A 19721-nucleotide genomic window follows, 5' to 3' on the forward strand; every position below is an offset into this window, starting at 1 on the left:
GGAGCGTCCCCGCCTCTAGGGCGGCTGGTGCTGGGCGGGTGACGGACGGACACCAGCGACAAGATCGCCACAGCCACCCGCTCGGTGAGCACCGACGAGCCGATCGGCACTGGCCGACAAGCGGAGAGAGCCTACATGCTGGTACAGAACCGACCCGTGGCAATCGAGGGCGCCACGGTCCCTGAGAATCTTGGCGGAGTATCCCCAGACAGGCGGATGCTACTGCTGCCCCACTGCCTGCGCCCTAGCGATGGCTGTCCTGGGCGCATGACCAAGCAAGGACTGGACTGCAGCGCCTGTCAGCGCCAGGATTGCACCATCTGGCAGATCATCCAAGAGGCGAAGGCTCTGGGGTACACGAACATCTGCGTTGCCCCTGGTGGGCGTCTGGCCGCCCGACGAGTGATCGAGACTGCACCTGAGGCTGTCATTGCCGTCGCCTGCAACAAGGAGCTCCGAGAAGGAGTGGAGGCCCTCGAAGCGGCAGACTGGCCCGATCAGCCTCCTAGCGTGGTGCAAGTGCCGCTCCTGAGAGATGGCTGCGTGGATACCGCTGTTGACATGGACGTCGTGCACTCAGTGCTGTCTACCTAGATCTCGCTGTCGCACGCCCCATCACCAGGCTTCCCGCCATACGGCGGCAACGCGAGCGCCGTCTCCTCGCTCAGAATAGCGAAGGCCCGGCTGAACTACCGGGCAAGTTGTCTCGCCACATTCCACCTCATAGGCGGCTTGCCCCTACAGTGCCCAAGGTCTCAGCCCCGGTGCCGCGAGAGGCAGCAGGCTAGCCCCCCAGGCTTCTGGGTCAGCCTAGCGAATCAGGCCGTCCGCTCCTCTGCGGCCTTCATAGTCTTCCTGGTGGTGAGGGACCTAAGGACCTAAGGACCACTCCGGCCAGACCCAGGTGCTCCCTCCAGAGATCGACGAGTCAGCCGCACCAGACATGCACGGCTTCGCCTCCATGATCGCGAGCAAGAAGCGCCTCGAACACCCTGTTCGCCCCCACGGCAGGTCACAGCCCAGCTAGAGGCCCTGACAGCGCCCACCATCATCGCCGTCCAGGGCATAGATGAGGCAGCCGACTGGGCCTCAAGCCGAGGCCGCCCATGTGCCCTGCCTGGGGAAGGCGCCGCGGCACTCCCTTCTATCGGTACTGGCTCAGGAACTCCAGGGTCTGCTTGCCCGTATCCCTGATGGCGGCGCTGTCGGCAGCACAGGTCACGAAGAGAAAGCCCTTCTCCAGCCAGCGCTCGCCTGCCGTGCCGCCCGCGATCCCGGGAATCTTGCCGGTCTTGTGGCAGGCCTCCAGGACCCGCATCACGGCGTCCTCGTGCTTCTGTCTCCCCGAGGGGGTGGAAACGTCCAGACCGAGGGAATTGGCCAGGTCTGCGGGGCCGATCCAGGTGCCGTCCACACCCTCCACGCTCAGGATGGCTTCTACATTCTCCAGGGCCTCCACCGTCTCGATCTGCACCGCCAGGAACAGCTCCTCGTCAATCCACCGCTCGTAGTTGGCGACCCCGTGGAAGCCGGTGCCGAAGCCACCCTGGGAGCGGCCGCCCCGAGGCGGGAACCGGGCGGCGAAGGCCGCCTTCTGGGCCAACTCGGCGTTGTTGACCATGGGGATGACCAACCCCATGGCGCCTCGGTCCAGGAGGCTGCCGATGGCGTAGAACTCGTTCACGCGCACCCGGGCCATGGGTATGGCCGGCCCCAGGCTGATAGACCGGAAGGCGGCAGTGGTAGTGTCCAGGGACCAGTTCCCGTGCTGGCAATCCACCAGGACGAAGTCCCACCCCTGCAGCGAGTAGATCTCCCCCGCCAGCGGGGTGCCCATAGTGATGGCAGCGCCCAGCGCGGGCTTGCCTCCCTGCATCTTGCGCTTGGCCGTGTTCACCTTCATGTAGCCTCTCCCGTGTATCTGGATTCCCCATAGCCGGTGCTCCCACGCTCGAGCGAGCCGGTCAGCGTCTCGTGGCGAGCCGGGTGGGGCAGTGTCTCCGCTCCCTGGAGGATGATCGTCACCCGTGTCTGGGGACCGTACTGCCTCAACAGGCGGTCCACCGCCTCTTGAGCGTGTGAGTAGAAGGCGAACCGCATGGCCTCGGCCTCACTCCGTCCCACGCCCCCAGACACCAGCCCGAAGCGGACTCTCTGGGCCAGGCGCACCAGAGTGGCCGAGCCCGAAGCAGCAATTGGCTCGGCCACCTCGCCCCGGCGTATCCGCTCCAACAGCGGCTCGACCTCGGGAGCACCTATGTACTCCGGCAGCTCCGCGTGTGGGCCCACACCCTCTGGGCACGGAGTGACTAGCACCACCGTTCCCCCGTCGGCCGCTACCAGATCGCCCGCCGTCAGTGCCTTGGTCGCCTGCCACAGGTCCAGGTCGGCTGGGTGGCTATCCACTATAACGATCTCGCTGCGCTCGCGAAACGGCGCCCCCATGACCTCCAGAGCTAGGTTGACCGCCTCTCGGTGTGACTGCACGTAGTGGCCACCGGTGACCCTGTACACCTCGCCCTTGCCGGTGAGTACCAGGTTCAGGGTGAAATCCAGGCCCACGGTGGCCGCCCACTTCTCGATAGCCACCCTCACCGGGCTGCTGACGTCGCCGAACAGGTTGCGCGGAGTGGCACCCTGGAGGTAATGCAGCGACCGCACCGTGCGTTCGCCGGCGACTCCGGGGCAGATCATCTTGCCCCCGCCGCCCCAGCCGGCGGCCGGGTGAGGGAGCACCGTGCCGATGCTCAGCTTCAGGTCCGCTTCCATGACCCGCCGGTCCACGTAGAGGGGCAACCGATCCACTTCGCCCAGGAAGCGCAGCTTGTCCTCCAGCCAGAACTCAGAGTTGACGACCTCATAGCGGGCCATGACTTCACGGCCGACCTTGCGCTCCATCTCCGCCTGGGTCATGGGCCGGTGGGTGCCCAGCGCCATCATGATCAGGATGTCCCCGCGGGGGATTCCCGCCCTCTCCAGCCTCTCTAGGACGGGCGGCAGCGCCAGCCACGCTGGCGTGGGGCGCGTCAGATCGTCGCATATCACTATGGCACTCCGCCGCCCCCGCGCCAACTCGGCCACTGGCGGAGTGCCCATCGGCCGATCGAGCGCCTCCTCGATGTCACGCACCGGATCCGATGCCGGAGAGACCGGTCGTGGCTCCAGCACCGCCGCCAGGTTCTCCGCCGGCACCACCACATCCATGCCTGCCCCACCGTAGGGCAATCGGATCACTCTCCTCTCAGTCATGCCCCAACGTCGCTCCAATCCTGATTCTGCTCCCCTCTCGGGCCGCCATGTAGGCCCCCTCGATGATCTCCAGCGTCTGCATCAGATCGCCGATCTCGAGCAGGGGCGGCTCCTCGCCCCGCATGGCCCGCAGGAAGCTGCGCAGGAAGTACTGGCCGTCCGTGCCCCCATAGCCCGGTGCGTCCGGGGCGGCATAGCCGATGGTCCGGCCCGGAGAGTGAAACCAGGAGTCCGCTTCGCTCCACACTTCCAGCGTATCCCCGCCACCGGCCCAGCGCAGCCATCCCCTACTGCCGTACAGCGCGAACAGGAGGTGCTTGGGCTCTCGAGTCATCACGTAGCCGGTATGCAGGCTGCCCAGCATACCGCCCTCGAAGCCCAGCGCAAGCACAGCAACGTCCTCCACGTCAACCGGCTGGCGGGCCACGTTGGCCGCCACGGCGCTCACCCACTCCGGTCTCCCGCCGGTGACGAACCGCATCAGGTCCAGGTAATGGACGCCCAGCCACGGCAGAATGCCCCCACCGGTCAACTCCCGCCGGAATAGCTCGTGCTCCGGGCCCCGCTTCTCCACCAGTGAGGCGAAGAAGCAGGCTTGTACGGTGAGGAGCTCCCCCAGCAACCCCTCGCGCACCACACGGCGCATGTCTCTGGCCACCTGCTTGGCCCGAGTGACGAACCCGGGGTAGAAAGTCAGGCCCCTGCGGCTCACGGCCTGCGCCACCGGCACCAACTCCGCCGGGCATCGAGCAGCCGGCTTCTCGGCCAGCATGTGCTTGCCCGCCTCGGCCAGGGCCAGCATAGCGGACGGCGCGGAGCGGGCGTTCAGCAGCACCAGGGCGGCCTCGAACTCCACCGTCTCCAATAGCCGATCCAGATCGTCGAAACAAGGGACGTCGCCGTACAGCTGTCCCAGCACCGGCAACGTAGCCTCGGGCCGGTTTCGACAGGCCGCCACCACGGCTACGTCCTCGAAGGTGCGCATGCTCCGCAGCCAGCCGTCTGCATGCAGGTTCTCCAGGCCTACCACGGCGAATCGCGTCAGCCCCGCATCTGGCGATGACTTCACTGATCCACCTCTCCCGCGCCTCCAGCCTGCGGCAAACCGAGCTCATGAGCGATCGCGAGCGCGAGGCACCGGCTCGGCCGCATAGAGCTATTCTGCCACCCAGGCAAGAGAACCATGTCGGAGGGAAAGACGTGACTCGATGCCTGCAGTCATCCCGTCGCCAGGTTCCCTGGGCAGAACCGAGCCCATCTCCTCAGGGTAATGATCCTTCGCATAGCACCACGTCTTCGCCTCGCGGTGTAGTATGGCGGACGTCTCCACCCGCTAGAAGCTGAAGGGCACATGCTCATGAAGACAGGGGTTGCCTCGGGCCAGCCACAGCACCCCCTCCGCCAGATCGGCCACCAGCGAAGAGGTAGTCCGGATGTCCGAGCCGTGCACGCTGCCCCCATGACGGCAGACCGAGTGGGGGGCATGAGCATGGTCCTTGAGAGACTCGCAGCAATCCGCCGCAGTCAGATTCCTGCCTTTCGCCTCCAGCAGTTCCTTCAGCCTCTGGCAGCGAGGCACCGACTCGATCTCCCGACTTTCGTATACCTCTTCCTCCACAAGGTCGGGGTGAACAATGTGGTTGGCGTGGGTGATGATCTCACGACCCCCTCCCAGCCGGCGATAGCGGCGGCCTACCACTTCGAAGTCGGCCACTCGTCCCCCGCGCTCTGCCACCATCCAGTTCCCCGGAGCGGAGGTGCCCAGGCGCTTGAGGATATCTTCGCACTGCTCCAGGCTCTCCTGCTCGGCCATCAACCGACGCACCAGGTTCTGAGTGCCCCCGAAGGGGTGCTCCCGCACGTACAGGGAGTTGCCGAACACGGCGATGCCTCTGCTCCCCATGCCGATGTGCCCCACCTCCCCGGCGTAGGTGAGCAGCATCACCCGGGCCCCGCGAGTGGGGTTGGTGCGCAACAGGTACATGCGGTCGGCGGAGGCCGGGGCGGTGTCCTTGTTCTGCCCCGCGATGGTGCCGCCACTCGCGGTGACGTCCGCCCCGGCGCCGAAGGAGGTGCACTGGGCGATGAGGCTACCCAGATCGTAGCGGGTGTTCAGGTAGAGCACCTCCAGGAAGCTGAGCCCAGCTCCCTCCGCCACTCCCTGCATCTCCTCGATCAGGTGCGGGGCCAGGTCATGGTACTGCCTTTCGAACTTACCTACCAGCCGCAACGCCGCTTCCCGCGTCAGCCCCCTGGTCCGGGCGAACCGGTCCACGCCCTCAAGCGCTTCTCTAGCGATGATGTCCCGCCGCTGCTCCCCGTGCTGCCGACCCATCTCCCTGGGCGAGCCCGAAACGTCCACCACCATGTAACGATACTCGCTCACACAGGTGCTCCTGGCCCGTCGGCTACCGGGCCGCCCGGAACGAGTACAGGCGCGCGTCCCTAAGATAGAAGGCCAACCTCACTCGGCGCCCCTCCAACTCTCGCAGCGATCGGCCGCTAGTCCACTGGGGCCGGTGGTAGTCCATCCTCCCATCGCGGCTCTCCGTGTCCCCTACGAAGGGCACCGACTCCTCCAGGCCGTAGCCGTCGAGCGTCCGTCTCGCCTCGTCCAGTACCGCCACCCGCACCGTGCCCCGGTACGTCCTGAAGTAGTCCACCGGCGAGGTGCGGGTGTCGGCGTTGATCTCCAAGTCGCCGCCCGGCCACAGCAGAGGCCTGGTCAAAAGCCGCCCCTCCTCTGGCCCCGCCTCGATGGACACGAACCCATCGACCCGCGAGGTGGCCAGGCCGATACGCGATTCGCGATGGGGTACGGGGGCACCATGTCGGTAGTGCCGCCCGCAGTAGAACCACCACAGCCGTCCCCGGTGCTCGATGGGCGGGTTGGAGGCTACGTGCACCCAGTTCCCCTCCCATTCCTTCTCCCGCGACAGGAACGTCTGGGCCCGGTCCACTCTCTGCCAGGTTCGCCCATCGCGGCTAACGGTGAGCTCCTCGTCTAGCACGTCGGGCACGGTGTGCATCCGCTCCAGCACTCCCAGGTACTGGTCCCCGTACACGAACCCGGTCATGGAGTAGAACTGCATGTTAGGCCCGTCGGCCAGGTCCGGCTTCATCACCAGTTCAGGCGGGCTCCAATGGACGAAGTCTTCGCTTTCGATGCGGTAGACGCAGCGGGTGTTGTAGTCAGCCATCATGTTGGGCTTGCGTGTCAGCACCACGAACCTGCCGTTCATGTCGCGAGTGAACATGGCGTTGGTGCGATCCCCATGCCCAGGAGCCACCGGCTCCTCGAGGCTGGTCCAGCGCACTCCGTCGGCCGAGAAGGCAGCATAGAGTCCCACGGCCCCAGAGGTGGCAGCGCGATAGATCATCTTGTACCGCCGGCCGCCGTCCTCGTCCTCGGGATCATACACCACGCTGGGGCTGTCCAGCGCGCGGCCGGGGCTAACTACGATGTTGTTGGCGCGCGACCCGTCGAACTCGACCAGGCCTAGGCTGGGCTTCTCCCAGTTGACGCCATCCGAGCTCTCGGCGTAGCAGACGAAGCGATCGCCTCCCGGTTGGCTAAGCGGCGAGAGGGTCTGATACCACATGCGGAACCTTCCCCCGTCTGAATCGCGCATGGCTGTACCCCAGAGAAACAGCCCCAGCCCTTCCCAGGGACGGTCGGGCACCATTACGGGCTGGGAATACTTCTCCGGCTGGTGGACGGTGCGTCCCAGCCGGTACGTCTCCTCGATTAGGGTGTCGTCGGCAAAGAGCTGAGTTCTCGCAAGATCCATGGTCCCTCCGCTGGTGTGGTGGTGAGGTCAGGCGAACGGACCGCCGGCCTCCTCGGCGGCGCTCCGATATCGGGCCGGGCCGTCTCAGGGCTAGGTCCCGGTGCGCCCAGTGAGGGCGATGCCGCGGACGAAGTAGTTCTGCCCCAGGAAGAAGATGACGATCAGGGGCATGGAGGTGAACACGGTGGCCGCCATGACCAGCCCCTGGATGGGCTCGCCGACGGTGGCGGACACTGCCTGGCGCAAGAACTGAAGCCCGATGGAGATGGGGAACAGCTCCGACCGATGCAGGTAGATGAGGGGCTGTAAGTAGCTGTTCCAGTTGCCGATGAAGGTGAAGATGGCGATGGTGGCCAGCACTGGCTTCATGAGAGGCAGAAGCACCCGCCACAGGATGGCAAACTTGCCGCACCCGTCCAGCTCTGCCGCCTCGTCCAACTCCCGAGGCAGCGTCAGAAAGAACTGACGAATGAGGAAGATGGAGCTGGCGGAGCCAAAGAAGGCCGGTACCGTGAGGGGAAGCCAGGTATCGATCCAGTGCAGCTGCCGGAAGATGATGTACGTAGGGATGAGGGTGACCCACCAGGGCAGCATCATGGTGCTGAGCATGAGGGCGAAGGCCTGGCTTCGTCCCCGGAACTGGAGTCGAGCGAACCCGTAGCCTACCAGGGAACAGCTCAGGAGGGTGCCTACGATGTTGATGACGGTGATGATAATCGTATTCACGTAAAACCGGGAGAAGGGCACCCTCACCCAGGCATCGGGGTAGTTCTGCCAGCGAATCTCCGAGGGCAGGATCGCGGGGGGAATGCGGTTGAAGTCCGCGTAGGTCTTGAATGAACCAGAGACGGTCCAGAGCAGCGGGTACATGAACCAGGCGAACCCTACGATCAGCCCCGCCCAGGCCAAGATCTGGCGAACCCTTTGCTTGCGTCGCCTGGAGGCGAAGTAGCTGCTTCTAGGTGCGGACACCGCCGTCATAGGCGAGCCTCCGGGAATCTGACCTGGGCTGCAGGCACTGCCCTCTAGCCTCCTTCGTAGAACACCCAGTACTTGGAAGCGAGGAAGTTCACTCCAGTGAGTGCCAGCACTATGATGAACGCCACCCAGCCCAGAGCGCTGGCGTAGCCCATCTTGAAGTACTCGAACGCATTGCGGTACAGGTGGAGGCCATAGAACAGGGTGGCGTGCCTTGGGCCACCGTCGGTCATCAGGTAGGCCGCCTGCCAGCTCTGCAGGACCCCGATGAGGCTCATGACCAGGTTGTAAAACAGCGCCGGCGATATCTGGGGCAGAGTCACGTGCCGGAACTTGGCCACCTCGCCTCCGCCGTCTATCTCCACCGCCTCGTAGAGATGCTCGGGTACTCCCTGAAGCGCCGCCAGCATGATCAGCATGGCGCTCCCCACGCTGAAGAGCCCCATGAGGGCCAGAGCCGGCAGTGCCCACGTGGTGCTGTTCAGGTAGGACGGCCCTTCTACGCCTATCAGGGCCAGCGCCCAGTTGATGGCCCCGTTCTTGGCCAGGAGATAGGTCCACACCAGCATCCAGCCCACGCTGCTGATCATGCCTGGCACGTAGAAAGCGGTGCGGAAAAACGCTATCCCCCGGATCCTCTGGTTCAGAAGCAGAGCGATGGCCACGCTCTGCACCATGCCGAGAGGTATGGTGATGGCGGCGTAGGTCCAGGTCACCCGCATGGAGGTCCAGTAGACCCGGTCGCGCAGGAACATGAAGCTGAAGTTCTCCAGCCCGACGAACTTTGGTGGGGACGCCAGGTTGTACTCGGTGAGGCTGAGGTACATGGAAGCGAGAAATGGGAAGGCGGTGAAGACCAGGAAGCCGATCACCCAGGGCGATATGAAAGCCCATCCGGTCAGGTCGCGTCTGAGACGGCTCGACGACCATCCCGCCCTTCGGTGCGGTACCGTCGCTTCCCTGATTGGAGCTTCAGCTGCGGACACGTCCACCCCACCTCCGTCCGCCCGGCGACAGAGGCCGGGCCCAAGGCCTAGAGGGCGGCCTCTGGCAACTGAAGACCGCCCTCACTGGAGGGATGCCTAGGTGTTGTACTGGCGCAGAATCTCCGTGCCCACCTCGTCGGCTTCCTTCAGGACCGCGACCGGGTCTCCCTCACACGTCAGTATCTGTTCCACGATGGGCCGGATCTCGTTACGCCACTCGTGCCAGCCCTTCAAGATGGGGTAGAAGTCGCCCTTCTGCGTCTGCTCGATGAGAGCTTCCTTGGCGATGGCCGGCTGGTTGGCGAAGTACTCCGGGCTCTCGATGACCGAGTGTCGGCAAGGCTGCGAGGTGCCGTTCAGGCCGATGGCCAGCTGGACCTCGTAGCTGGCCAGGTACTTGCCCAACTCCCAGGCCTCCTTTGGATACGGCGTCTTGGCCGAGATGCAGTTGGGCTGGTGGTTGTGGTTGCTCATGAAGCTCTTGGTGCGCGGGGCCCGGGCGATGCCCACTCGATGCACATTGAGTCCTGCCGCCGCCGCGGCCCGCTCTTCCATCCGACGCGGGATGCCCACAATGCCAGCGGCCTCGGGGCTGATGCCCAGGGACTCCCTCATGGCGGAGTAGTCCTCAAAGGGAATGGCCACCTTGAGGTCGCACATGAGTCTGTTGAGCATGAGCATGGCTTCCAGGGTGGCCTCGTTGCTGGCCAGAGTAGTCTCCATGGTGTCCGGATTCCAGTAGCTCCCGCCATTCGAATAGACCCACTGGAACCAGTTGGGGCCGTCCACGTCGTTGCCCAGGGTGCAACCGTAGATGTCCTCGCCAAGGTTATTGATGGCAACGGCCGCCTCTACCCAGTCATCCCAGTTCCACCACTTGTCGCCGGCGTGGTCGTGCTCCCAGGGCATGGGCAGACCCGCCTGCTCAAACAAGTCTACGTTGATCTCCTCCCCGTAGAAGAGTCCCTGGAAGGGCAGGGCCAGGATTTGCCCGTTCTCGTAGAAGATGGGGTGCTGCTTGATGATGTCCGGCTCGTTGATGTCCGGATCTACCTCGAAGAAGGGCTTGAGGTCCAAAAGCCAGTCTCTGAACTCAGGCGTCTCCACAAACGACCAGAGGAAGATGTCCGGCGCCGTGCCGGCGGCAAACTCCACCCGCAGACGGTCTCCCACCTCAGGCGCGGGCTCGTAAGCCACTGTGGCCACATCGGCGTACTTCTCGGCGAACTCGCCCAGGAACTGAGAGGTAAGCTCGCCCCGGTCGCCTCCGTACCAGTCTGTGAGATAGCGGATCCGAGGAACGGCGCCGGGTACTGCGGTCGGGGCGGCCGCCTCTACCACACGCGTTACCTCCTTCTCCACCACCTTTTCCACCACTTGGGGCGTGGCGGCGGCGCAGGCAGTCAGAGCGGCCCCCCCACTCGCGACAGCGGCTACACGCAAGAAGCTCCGTCTCGACAGACTCTGCCGTGCCATCTCTCGCACCTCCATCAAGTACTCGCTGCTCGGCCCGAAAGATTCCCCGTACAGCGGTGGACGGAGACCACACGCCACCACCTGTACCTCAGTATAGAGCCCACCGGTAGTGGTTGCTCGCCAATCTGCTGACAGCTTTGTGACAAGAGCAGGGCTCTTTCCTCTAGTCTGTTCCCGACCTCACCCGAGGTTCACGTATGTGCCAAGAACACCGGTGACCCCATCCTGCCCCTGTCCGTAGTAGCAGACGAACAGCTTGCCAGGAGCGTACTCGATGCTAGCCGGGTACCCCAGATCGCCGTTGGGCAAGTCATCGCGGACCACAAGCTCGTCCTCCACCCGCCACGTGCGGCCACCATCCTCGCTCAGGCACGCTCGGATGCCGAAGGGAGGGGAGCGCCGCCCATAGGTGCAGACGATCCGCCCATCACGGAGCTTTAGCAGATGCCCAGGGTGCCCGAACAGGCGCGATCTATCCGGCGCACTCCAGGTTCGGCCGCCATCGTCGGAGCGACAGAAGTGCAGGTAGCCGGTGTTGCGGCTATCGCGCAAGACGCAAAGCAGCCGACCGGGCGCCACCTCGAGCAGATCGGGCTCCCCGTCTATCAGGCCCTTGGTCTCGCAGATGAGCGTGGGCCGGGACCAACTGAGCCCGCCGTCGTGGGAGAAGACGATGAAGTTGTGCTCCAGATACGGATGCTCCTCCAGGGCGTAGGCCAGACGCCCGTCGGACAGCTCCACCACTCCGGTGCGGGTGTAGCCGTCCCGATAGGGACTGGTGTCCACCCGCACCGTACGCTGGAAGGTGCGGCCTCCATCGCAGCTGAAATGCAGGTAGAGACCGTGGAACCCCCGGGCCCAGGGGTAGCAGGAGCGCTCCCAGTCCGCGTCCGTGAACTTCTCGGTGAACTGGCGCCGCTCCAAGGCGATGGCGATGCGCTCTCCCGCCTCTCTGCGACGACGCGCCAACCCAAGGGGGTACCAAGCGAAGCGGAACTGGCTCAACACCACCTCTCCGCTCCTCAGCTGCCGTAGGCCCGGGCACTCCACCCCGTACCAGTCGAAGCTCGGCACGAACTCAGGCATCCCCCACGACCGCCCCCAGTCGGCGGAGCGGCAGATGGCGTTGCGAAAGAAGGGATCCTCCGGGGGATGTAGGCGCTCCGGGTGCCGGCGAACGTAGTTGAACGCCACCAGCCATTCGCCACTATCCAGGACCTCGATGGCCGGGTGTGAGGCGTAGATATGGTCGTCTCGGAATATCGTGACGGTCTCGCCCACGGAGTAGCATTCCACGCTGCTTCCCCCATCTCCCAGGCTACGCCTCTGCCACACCTAACTCCCGCAGCCTCTCCCCATCGCCCAGGTAAGCCTGGTAGCGGTGCACCAGGGTGCGCTGCAGCTCCTTTATGTCAATGTCGCGCGGCGTCACCCCGTCGCGGGCCGCCATGGCCGCCGCCAAGCCCGCCGCCTGCCCCATCATCAGGCACTTCCACCGGTTCCTCATCGAGGGCGGCTGCAGGATGGCTGAGAGCCCAGCGCACAGCAGCCCCTCCACCTTCTGAGGCAGGAGCTGCCGGTAGGGGAAGTCCGCCCCGCCCTCCACCCTCGGCTGACGCTGATCGGGGTAGTGCACGAAGATCACGTCGTCGAACCGACGCCCGACCGCCATGTCCTCCATGGTGGTGGCGTGCTCGGCCACGATCCCCCGCCCGCCGCGGGTGTGGAAGTAGGGCGACACCACCAGCAGGTACGACTGCTCGAACCCGGGAACGTAGCGCCGCAGGAACTGGGCCGTCTCGAAGATGTACAGGCGCGAGCCCGCCTCCAGCCTGCTCATCATCGCCTGGTCGCCGCTCCGGATGCCCTTGCCCCGCAGGCCCACCTGGGTGCTCACCAGGCCATCCCGAGGGCCGAAGTACTCATTGGGCGAGTGGGGGATGCCGTGGTCGAGGCTGACGCTGGCGATGCCGTCTATGTCCTTGATGATCCAGTACTCCCCCAGCTCCCAGGCCCTCTTGTAGAAGGGGATGAGCGGGTTCAGCCGCGGTACGGGAGAGCCGAAGTGCCGGGTGAAGATCTCCTCGGCCCAGGCGAGGTCCTGTGGATCAATGCGATGCTCGCCTCGCAGCCAGCCCATGAACCTGCCGGTGTCCACCCCGGCCACCGTGAAGTGCATGCCGGGGTGGACGTAGTTCTCGCCCTCGTCTACCGGCGCTCCGGCCCGCATCGCCACGTCAGCGTCGGCCGTGGCGTCGATCACCACTCCGGCCAGGATGGCCTGGGAGCCCGACTTGTTCTCTACCATCACGCCCACCACCCGGTTCCCTTCCATGATGGGATCGGCAACGTAGGTGTTGAGCAACAGCCGGACCCGGTTCTCCTCCATCATCCTGAGCCAAACGTACGAGGCCACCTGCGAGTCCCGCAGGTGCTGGTGTCCCATCTGTCCGTCAGCATAGCCCTCGCACCGATTGAGGAACTCGCCCGGGATCCCCTTCAGCCCGCCCATCATTGCCTGGGGATAGCCTAGGGCCAGGTGGACCACCCCTCCCGACATCATCCCCGGCCCCACGTTGCCTCCCAGGATGCCGAACCGGTCCACCAGCATGGTCCGGGCCCCGTTGCGCGCGGCAGCCACGGCGGCGCAGCAGCCGGCGATGCCAGCGCCTGCCACCAGGACGTCCACCTCGGCCACCACCGGTACGCGCTTGGTAACCTCCACAGTACCTTCCACAGTCCACCTCCGGAACTCGTTACGCGGGCGCTCGCGCCCCTTATGCTGGTCGTCACTCCCACCTGCGCCTCAATGGTAGCGCGCTGGGCTCGCCATGGCTTGACAGTTCACTGACAGGCTGGTGACAATGAGTCTGGATCCGCCGTCGGTTCTGTGGTGCAGGTGCCCGACCATGGGAGCATCGCTGGGGGTCGAAGAGGTTCACGAGGCACTCCTGTGCCTCTACAGCCCTACGGAGCTCGCCCGGTGCGCTCTGGCGCAGGAGATTGTTGCCGCGCGCGAAGTTGGTGATGTGGTCCTGCGGGCACAGGCAGTGCGCGATCTCCTTCTGGACGCGCTCGAGACCTTGCGGCCCACCGGTGGTCCGTCACCCTCCGCATCCGCCTCCCGCGCCTACGACTGCCTGACCTACAGGTACGTCTCGGGCATGTCAGTAGAGGACGTCGCTTACGAACTGCACCTGAGCCCGCGACAGGTCTACCGGGACCTGCGCTGGGGAGAGGAGAGGCTGGCCGAGCTGCTCAGCTCCCGGCTCTCCGGCCAGGATGCGCCGGACCCGCGCCCCAGCTCGCCCCTCTCGCAGGAGCTGGAGGCGGCCGCCTCCGGGGCTCAGGCGATGGACCTGGCGGAGGCGGTGGCCTCTTCCGTGGCTGCCCTGGACGCTCTGGCCGAGCGCCTGGATACCACCCTCGAGTACGAGGGCCCCACCACGGGGCTACCGATCAGGGGCACGCCGGGCCTTCTGCGCTCCCTCATCGCCCAGGTGCTCAGCGCGTTACTTCAGACCAGTGGCCCGGTGCATGTGTCGCTCACTTCCGACCACAAGCTCGCTTGCCTCAGCTTCCGGGTACGTCAGAGGCCTGGCATCCTGCGCCGCGAACTGGCGGGGCCTGCCAGCCAGCTGCTTCAGGTACAGAGGATAGGCTACCGCCTATCGGCCGAAGGCGAGGATGCCATCCTGCAGATGCACTTCCCCCTCAACCCGGAGAGGGTAGTGCTGGTGGTAGAAGACAGCCCGGGCGCTTGCGCCCTTTACGGCCGCTACCTCGAAGGCACGGGGTGGAAGCCGGTGCTGGCCGAGAGGCCAGGCCTGGTCACCGGTCTGGCGGTGGCTCACCGGGCCGCAGCCATCATCCTAGACATCATGATGCCCGAGACCGACGGCTGGAGCGTCCTGCAGGCAGTGCGGCTGAACCCTCTTACGGCGGAGGTTCCGGTCATCGTATGCTCGGTGCTCAGCGACCCAGAGCTGGCCGCCGCCCTGGGCGCTACCGGCTACCTCACCAAGCCTGTGACCCGTCCTCAACTGCTAGCCGCTCTGGCGCAGGCAGCTCCGGCAAGTAGGCCGGCTTGAGTTGCGTCAAGCAGGCACGGATCAGGGTGAGGGTGTCGTCTTCCGACAGGCCCGCCGCCGAGGTAACGGAGAAGCTGCGCGCTTGACGTCCGGAGCCCTCCATGCCCGGCTGTATCGCCGTCACGGCCACAATGGCCGGGCTCCGCTCGCCCATCTCCTGCCTGATGATGCGGGCCACCGAGTGGCCGCCCAGGTCGGGCAAGGCAATGTCCAGAAGGACTACGTCAACCGGTTCGCCTCTGACCTTCTCCAGCGCCTCCTGCCCGCCGTGGGCCCAGATCACCCGGTAGGGCGCTCGCTGCACCTCCAGCAGCCTTCTCACCAGACGGACGAAGGACGGGTCGTCATCCACAATGAGTAGCGTGCCTGCCCTGGCCACTCGCTCCAGAGCCCCCGCCAGCCTGTCGTCACCGATGGGCTTCACTAACCAGTCGTCGAACAGCTCGCCCTCCACGTAGTTGTGGCTCACGGGCAAGGAGCACTGCACTACCGGCACCGGTTCGCTCACGAAGGGCGGAGGTGCGCCGTGGGGCGCGTCCGCCGGCTCCGGTGGCACGTTGACGATCACGGCGTCGGGATGCTCTTGCCGGACTAGCTTCCTGGCCTCCAGCAGGTCAGTAGCACCCACGATCCGGTAGCCCTCGAGATGGCGCGACAGGAAGGCGCGCCCCTCGGGTTCGTCCACCAGCACGACCGTGGGCACGCGCTCGTCCCTCGGCAGCCCGTCAGCCCCCGCTTCCGGAAGCCGGACCACCTGCTTCTCCTCCAGCGGCAGAGTAAAGAAGAAAGTGCTCCCCTCCCCCAGCGCGCTCTCCACCCATACGCGCCCGCCGTGCATCTGCACAAACCGCTTGGCTATGGCCAGGCCCAAGCCCTTGCCCAGGCGGCGGAGCCCGTCCTCATCGCCCGTATCCGCCTGCTCGAACTCCTCGAAGATGCGCTCCGACTCCTCCGGCGGGATCCCGGGCCCAGTATCGGCGACGGACACCACTACCTCGTCCGCCTGAACCATGACCGCCACCGTTATCTCCCCCTTTTCGGTGAAGCGGCAGGCGTTCGCCAGGAGGTTGAGTAGCACCTGGCGGATACGCGTCCTGTCAATGAAAAGCTCAGGCAGATCGGACGGGACGTGCCGCACAAGGCGAACCTCTCCCCTGTCGGCCAGCAATCGGGAGGCCACCTCGATAGCCTCCTCGACGATCACCCGCAGATCCACGTGCTCGCGCCGGACAGGCATCTTGAGAGCCTGCAGCCGGGCCAGGTCCAGCACGTCGTCAATCAGCTCCGACAGGTAGCGGGCGCTGCGCTGGATCTCGATGACGTCCCTCCTGAGGGCGGGGGTCCATACGGCGCCGGCATAGACCTCCGGATAGCGCTGCATCACCTCCACGAAGCCCAATATTATGTTGAGTGGAGTGCGCAGCTCGTGACTGACCGTGGTGGCGAACTGCTCCTTGAGCTGCCGGGCCTCCTGGGCCTCGCGCTGTGCCTGCCCTAGCTCGTTGAGGCTGCGCTTCAGCAGCCCATTGGAGACCCGCAGCGCCTTGTTCAGCCGGTTGACCTCCTCCTGACGCAGCCGCACCTCCCGCGCCAGAACGTTCAGTTGCTCCGTCTGGCCCCAGGCCTCGAACAGAAGCGACCTGCCGGTAGAGGCCTGGAGAAGCCCCACCATCCCCACCGAGGCCAGCAACAGCGTTGAGCTCTCCCGACCGACCGGCACCAGGCTCCCGCTCAGAATTAGGGGCAGGAGCGACATCCCCACCGCCGCGGGCACAGCGAGCCAGGCCGGCAGCAGGAATAGGCTCAGCAAGAGCGGCAACGCCAGAAAGGGAAGTGCCTCTCCATACCCGAGGGGTCCCTGGCATACCAGGACCACCGCCAGGAGCAGTCCCACCTGAGCCAGGGCTCCGACGGTGGCCGGTGGGCGCGAGTACAGGGCAATCAACGGCAGAGCTATACCGACCGTAAGGAGCAGGCCCACCAGGGCTAGATCCAGCTCCCGGTCACCCAGCTCCACGAACAGCCGCAACCAGCCCAACCCGGCGAGCGACAGCCCGAGCTTGAGGGCGAGACCCCGACGGCTCTCGTCCCAACGATCCTGCCCCGTCATCGCTCTCCTCCCCTGGCCTCACCCCCGCCACCGGCCCTGCTACCCTCCGTCAGGCGTACGCCATGGGTAGCGGAAGCGAGATGGCGCTGCCGGTGGCGGACGACTGCAGCCCCGCTTCCAGTATCTCCTGCGCGTCCCGACCGACCTCGGCGCTGCAGAGGCCGACGATGGGCTCTCCTCGCGCCAGACGACTCAGGAAGTAGGCCGTCGCGCTGGCTTCATCCTCCGGCAGCGGAGGTACTTTCACCTCCACTCCCTCGTCGTGCTCTTGGTCCGCCAAAAGGACGCGGCCCTGCTTTCCGGGCTCCACTACCAGAGTGCCCTCGGTGCCGTAGATGACAGTCACGTAGGAGGTCAGGTGGCCGATCTGGCTCCAAGAGGCCTCCGCCAGCGCCATGGCCTTCGGCCACTCCATGACGATGACGGCGTTGTCGTCCACCAGTACGTAGTCTTTGACCAGCCTGCCCACGATCCCCGTCACCCGGCTGGGCTGTCCCAGGAGGTAGCGAGCCAGGGCGGAGCCGTAGGAGCAGTAGTCCATGAGAGCTCCTGCCCCGTTCCGGGCGGGATCATACAGCCAGTCGCAGAAATAGGGCGAGCACCCGAGCTCCTTGGGGCCAGCGTGGGCGGCCCGGTAGCGGGTGCAGAACGGTCGTCCGATTCGCCCGGACTGAGCCAGGCTCAGCGCATGCTGGAGCGCTGGCCACCAGGCGAAGGGCCAGTTCACCATCAGTTGGGTGCCGGCCCTGCGGCAGGCGGCTATCATGCGGTCGGCACCCAGCAGGTCGGCAGCCATGGGCTTCTCCACCAGCGCGTGGAGCCCTCGATCAGCCGCCATCTCCACCAGCTCCACCGAGCCGGCATTGTCGGCGTAGACGTAGACGGCGTCCAGCTCGCTCTCCTCGAGCATCGCCTCGTACGAGTCGAAAGTGCCCACGCCATGCTCGCTGCGGACCCGGTCCAGCAGGGGTTGGTTGGGGTCAGCCACTGCCACCAGTTCCCCCAGGTCCGAGGACTGCAGATCGGCCAGATTGCCCCACACGTGATCGTGGGTCAGTCCCAACACGCCTACTCGAAGCTTACCCATCGTGCTAGCCTCCCCGTCCCATGGGGTACTGCTCTCCGAAGAAGGGAAAGAGCTCCCCTAGCGTCTCCTCGGTCACCTGACCGCCGTACTCCCCGAACTCGAACGACTCGGCGTACCGGACTCGAGCGCCCGCCTCGTCTCCATACAGGCGCTTCAGCAGGTCGCGACAGCGGTCGGCCTCCCGGGCCATCATGCCCAGACGTTGGGCCGCCATCCACTGGCGTCTTGCCTCCCGGCCTTCCGGCATCTGCTCCAGAGCGCCGTGATTGTAGGGCAGCCATTCGTAGAACTGGGACACGTGGCTGTCCAACATGTCTATCTTGTTCTCCACCACGTCATCAATGCTCACAGCCACGTCGGGCGTGTGGGGATAGGGTCGGGTGAAGCTGTCGCTCCAGTAAGCGATGACCGGGTTATACCGCAGATGAGGCGTAAGGGCCTGAACGTTAGGGATGGTCACCGTGTAAGCAGCATCCTGCACCAGTTGGGAGGTGTAGCGGTGGTCGGGGTGGTAGTCGTTGGGCCGGTTGGTCACCACGAGATCGGGCCGGAACTCCCGGATCACGTTCACCACTACCCAACGGTTCTCCAGGGACGGGATCAGCTCGGCATCGTGGAGATCGAGCAACTGGTACTCGATGCCCGCGATCTGGGCCACCCGCTGGGCCTCCTGATAGCGGCGTCGGGCCAGCGGCCCTCCTCCCTCCCGGTAGTGACCCCCGTCGCCGTTGGTCAGGGAGACGAACTTCACCTGGTGCCCCAACCGCACATACTTGGTGGCACAACCGCCGAACCGATAGTCGCAGTCGTCGGGATGGGCCCCGATGGCGAGCACCCGCAGGGTGTTCGGCATGATTGCCTCCATGTTGCTGCGTGATACGTGATACGTGACACGTGACACGTGATGCGTGATACGTGACAGCCAGTGCCGCTTACGTATCACGTATCACGCATCACGTATCACGTATCACGCATCACGCATCACGTCCATCGCCGCCGAGATGTCGAAAGGCGTGCGTTCGGGATAGTGCCGGTATGCCCCCACCTCGGCCACCAGGTATCCATCGTAGCCCACTTCCCGGCAAGCGCTCAAGACGGCCGGCCAGTCAACGTCTCCCTGGAGCAGCATCACCGCCGCCTGTCCGCGAGGACCGATCTTCACGTCCTTCACGTGTATCTGCCGCAGGACGGGGCCCAGGATGCGCAGCCACTGCTGCGGCCACCCCTGTCCCAGGTGCAGGACGTTGCCCACGTCGAAGTAGGCCCGCACGTGATCGCTGCCCGCCGCCAGGATGAAGTCCCGCATCTCCAGCGGGCTTTGCAGGAAGCGATTGCCCACGTTCTCCACGCAGATGAAGACCCCCAGCTCTTCCGCCCGCGGCGCCACCCGACGCAACGCCTCCAGCGCCCGGTCGTAGGCGGTATCGTAGGGCATGTCCTCGGCCACCCGGCCCGCTACGTAGAGCAGCGTGCTCACTTCGAGCCCATTGGCGATCTCCAGCATCCTCTCCAACGCCCGGATGCCCCGCTCCCACAGCTCTGGGTCCGGACTGGTGATGGGGAACTGGTTGGTGTAAGGACTGCCGAACATGGAGCAGATCTCCATGCCGTGAGCGGCCACGCGGCGGGCAATGTCCCGGAGATCGGCTCCGGTGCTGTCGGCGTGCAGCTCGCCCTCGCCCGGCCGCTCCACGATCAGCTCATAGCCGTCGAACCCGGCCCGTTGCGCCAGATCCAGCCGGGCGTCCAGAGCAACGGTGTCAGGGAAGCAGGCATGGCAGATACCCTTCTTCATTGCATCCCTCTCGTGCCTCAGAGTTGGCCCCGTTCGGCCCCTGTGGGTCGAGCTTAGCGCACTTGGGCCGCGACGCCCAACGCCTCAGGCCGCCCTCTGCGTTCAGTAGCCTGGCCCCGAGCGGTCCGACGCAGAAGCGAAAGCCGGGCGGGAGTCGT

General features: G+C 65.5%; 16 protein-coding genes. 2 read left to right on the forward strand and 14 right to left on the reverse strand.

All coding sequences use genetic code 11. From position 1 onward, the window contains the following. Window positions 1–135: 135 nt before the first annotated feature. Window positions 136–594: a DUF116 domain-containing protein gene (locus tag HPY83_03705; protein NPV07055.1), complete on the forward strand. Its 459-nt coding sequence runs from the start codon at window positions 136–138 to the stop codon at window positions 592–594. A gap of 550 nt (window positions 595–1144) precedes the next feature. Here HPY83_03705 and HPY83_03710 read toward each other — a convergent pair. The 10 genes from HPY83_03710 to HPY83_03755 form a co-directional block, all read right to left on the reverse strand. Then, entirely contained in the window at window positions 1145–1903 is a 759-nt protein-coding gene (locus tag HPY83_03710) for a hypothetical protein (GenBank protein ID NPV07056.1), read from the reverse strand. Continuing rightward, window positions 1900–3249 (reverse strand): nickel-dependent lactate racemase, encoded by a 1350-nt coding sequence (larA, locus tag HPY83_03715; protein ID NPV07057.1) that lies wholly within the window; start codon window positions 3247–3249, stop codon window positions 1900–1902. Before larA ends, HPY83_03710 begins: the two co-directional genes overlap by 4 nt. Beyond that, window positions 3242–4318, reverse strand: coding sequence for a Gfo/Idh/MocA family oxidoreductase (locus HPY83_03720; GenBank protein NPV07058.1), 1077 nt, complete (start codon window positions 4316–4318; stop codon window positions 3242–3244). The genes larA and HPY83_03720 overlap by 8 nt, the downstream gene beginning before the upstream one ends. Before the next feature lie 264 nt (window positions 4319–4582). Further along, complete coding sequence (locus tag HPY83_03725; GenBank protein NPV07059.1) at window positions 4583–5635, reverse strand: hypothetical protein; 1053 nt, start codon at window positions 5633–5635, stop codon at window positions 4583–4585. Window positions 5636–5657: 22 nt separating this feature from the next. Next, the gene (locus HPY83_03730) at window positions 5658–7040 is read right to left on the reverse strand and encodes a hypothetical protein (protein NPV07060.1); all 1383 of its coding nucleotides are present in this window, start codon (window positions 7038–7040) and stop codon (window positions 5658–5660) included. 90 nt (window positions 7041–7130) lie between these two features. Further along, window positions 7131–8021 carry a carbohydrate ABC transporter permease gene (locus HPY83_03735; GenBank protein NPV07061.1) on the reverse strand — a complete coding sequence of 297 codons (891 nt, stop codon included), beginning with the start codon at window positions 8019–8021 and terminating at the stop codon, window positions 7131–7133. Between the two features lie 44 nt (window positions 8022–8065). Then, a complete protein-coding gene (locus HPY83_03740; protein ID NPV07062.1) occupies window positions 8066–8983 on the reverse strand; it encodes a sugar ABC transporter permease in 918 nt (305 codons plus the stop codon). Between the two features lie 117 nt (window positions 8984–9100). Continuing rightward, a complete protein-coding gene (locus HPY83_03745) occupies window positions 9101–10480 on the reverse strand; it encodes an extracellular solute-binding protein (GenBank protein ID NPV07063.1) in 1380 nt (459 codons plus the stop codon). Between the two features lie 180 nt (window positions 10481–10660). Beyond that, window positions 10661–11776 (reverse strand): exo-alpha-sialidase, encoded by a 1116-nt coding sequence (locus HPY83_03750; protein ID NPV07064.1) that lies wholly within the window; start codon window positions 11774–11776, stop codon window positions 10661–10663. A 22-nt stretch (window positions 11777–11798) separates the two neighbouring features. Further along, the gene (locus HPY83_03755) at window positions 11799–13217 is read right to left on the reverse strand and encodes an FAD-dependent oxidoreductase (protein NPV07065.1); all 1419 of its coding nucleotides are present in this window, start codon (window positions 13215–13217) and stop codon (window positions 11799–11801) included. A gap of 172 nt (window positions 13218–13389) precedes the next feature. Here HPY83_03755 and HPY83_03760 point away from each other — a divergent pair, with 172 nt between their 5' ends. Next, window positions 13390–14571, forward strand: a complete 1182-nt coding sequence (locus HPY83_03760; GenBank protein NPV07066.1) for a response regulator — start codon at window positions 13390–13392, stop codon at window positions 14569–14571. Here HPY83_03760 and HPY83_03765 read toward each other — a convergent pair. The 4 genes from HPY83_03765 to HPY83_03780 all read right to left on the reverse strand — a co-directional run bounded on the left by HPY83_03765 (window position 14498) and on the right by HPY83_03780 (window position 19563). After that, a complete protein-coding gene (locus HPY83_03765; GenBank protein NPV07067.1) occupies window positions 14498–16681 on the reverse strand; it encodes a response regulator in 2184 nt (727 codons plus the stop codon). The genes HPY83_03760 and HPY83_03765 overlap by 74 nt on opposite strands. A 49-nt stretch (window positions 16682–16730) precedes the next feature. Continuing rightward, window positions 16731–17768 carry a Gfo/Idh/MocA family oxidoreductase gene (locus tag HPY83_03770; GenBank protein NPV07068.1) on the reverse strand — a complete coding sequence of 346 codons (1038 nt, stop codon included), beginning with the start codon at window positions 17766–17768 and terminating at the stop codon, window positions 16731–16733. A gap of 4 nt (window positions 17769–17772) precedes the next feature. Next, entirely contained in the window at window positions 17773–18624 is an 852-nt protein-coding gene (locus tag HPY83_03775) for a PIG-L family deacetylase (GenBank protein NPV07069.1), read from the reverse strand. 111 nt (window positions 18625–18735) lie between these two features. Beyond that, window positions 18736–19563: a sugar phosphate isomerase/epimerase gene (locus HPY83_03780; GenBank protein NPV07070.1), complete on the reverse strand. Its 828-nt coding sequence runs from the start codon at window positions 19561–19563 to the stop codon at window positions 18736–18738. Window positions 19564–19721 lie beyond the last annotated feature (158 nt).

Source organism: Anaerolineae bacterium, from assembly GCA_013178015.1.
Taxonomy (GTDB): Bacteria; Chloroflexota; Anaerolineae; order DRVO01; family DRVO01; genus Ch71.